The 1,715-nt window shown below is 68.8% G+C and carries 1 protein-coding gene; it reads right to left on the bottom strand.

What is annotated here, in order from left to right:
• Positions 1-56: 56 nt before the first annotated feature.
• The gene (locus tag ACFV0Q_RS41400) at positions 57-1,415 is read right to left on the bottom strand and encodes a nucleobase:cation symporter-2 family protein (protein WP_385013254.1); all 1,359 of its coding nucleotides are present in this window, start codon (positions 1,413-1,415) and stop codon (positions 57-59) included.
• Between the last annotated feature and the right edge of the window lie 300 nt (positions 1,416-1,715).

Below are 1,715 nucleotides of genomic sequence, written 5' to 3'. Positions count from 1 at the left end.
CTCATGGGCCTCGCCGAGCTCGTGGTCGTCCGCGTCCAGGCCGTCGACCTCGGCCTTCAGCTGCTCGTACTCCTCCTGGGCCAGCGCCGCCCGCTCGCCCGCCTCGTCGCGCGCCGACGCCAGCCGGTGCTGATGCCGGAGTCGAGGACGACGAGGAGGTCCTTCGGGAAGGCGTGGTAGAAGCCGGGTGCGGCGATCGGGATCAGGCCGATGCCGACCGAGGCGGCGACGATCAGGGCGTTCTCGCCCTTCTCCATGGCCGCGCCCGCCAGGGTCTGGATGCCGCTGGCCGCGACCGAGCCGAAGAGCACGATGCCGGCACCGCCGAGGACCGGCAGCGGGACGACCCCGATGACGGAGGCGGCCATCGGACACAGGCCCAGCAGGATCAGGATGCCGCCGCCCGCGGCGACCACGAACCGGCTGCGCACCTTGGTCATCGCCACGAGCCCGATGTTCTGGGCGAAGGCGCTGCACATGAAGCCGTTGAACAGCGGGCTGAGCGCGCTGCCGAGGGTGTCGGCGCGCAGGCCGCCCTCGATGGTCTTCGCGTCCGCCGGGCGGCCCACGATCTTGCCGAGGGCGAGGATGTCGGCGGTGGACTCGGTCATGCAGACCAGCATGACGATGCACATGGAGATGATCGCGGCGACCTGGAACTGCGGGGCGCCGAAGTGGAACGGCGTGGGGAAGCCGATGACGTCCGCGTTCTTGACGGCGTCGAAGCTGGTCATGCCCAGCGGTATCGCGACGAGCGTGCCCGCGACCAGGCCGAGCAGGATGGAGATCTGCTGCAGGAACCCGCGCAGGAACTTCCGCATCAGCAGGACGATCGCCAGGGTGAGGGCGGCCATGCCGATGTTCTTCATCGAGCCGTAGTCGGTGGCGGTGCGGTTGCCGCCCTGCGACCAGTTGAACGCCACCGGGAGCAGGGACACGCCGATCAGCGTGATGACGGTGCCGGTGACGACGGGCGGGAAGAAGCGGACGAGCTTGCCGAAGTAGGGGGCGGCGAGGAAGCCGACCAGTCCGGCGACGATGATCGCGCCGAAGATCACGGGGATGGCGTCGGCCCCCTGATCCTTGCCGATGGCGATCATCGGGGTCACACCGGCGAAGGAAACGCCGTTGACGAAGGGGAGTTTGGCACCGATCTTCCAGATCCCGAGGGTCTGGAGGAGGGTGGCGAGGCCGGCGGTGAAGAGGGAGGCGCCCATCAGGAAGGCGGTCTCGGTGGCGGAGAGACCGACGGCGGGGCCGACGATCATGGGCGGGGCCACGACACCGGCGTACATCGCCGCGACGTGCTGCAGTCCGCTCGTGAACATCTTCAGCGGAGGCAAGGTCTCGTCGACCGGGTGCTTCTCCTCCGGTACTGCGACTGCGTCTTTGCGAAACCTGGGCGTTTCGGCCACGGCTTCCTCCGGTCGGGTAACACGTCGGCAGGGACGTGGGTGTCTTGGAGGTGGTGCGAAAGCGTTGCTAGTCGAGCCTGTATGGAGTTGTGGGTGCTGCGGTTTCTTGCTCCCGAGGGATGCGGAAACGATTCGCCCAAACCGGTTCCACGTGTTTTCGAGCTGGCGGTGCCGTGGCAGTGGCGCGAGGGGTGCCGCGCCGCGATGCAGGGGTTGTCACGAGTCACCGCCCCCGGGGGCGCCTTCGGATCTCTCCTCGGGCGCTTCCCGGGAACGGCTGCCGCGGACCCCGCTCGGGTC

It is taken from the genome of Streptomyces sp. NPDC059564 (assembly GCF_042735575.1).
Lineage (GTDB): Bacteria > Actinomycetota > Actinomycetes > Streptomycetales > Streptomycetaceae > Streptomyces.
This window is presented reverse-complemented; position numbering and strand designations above follow the sequence as displayed.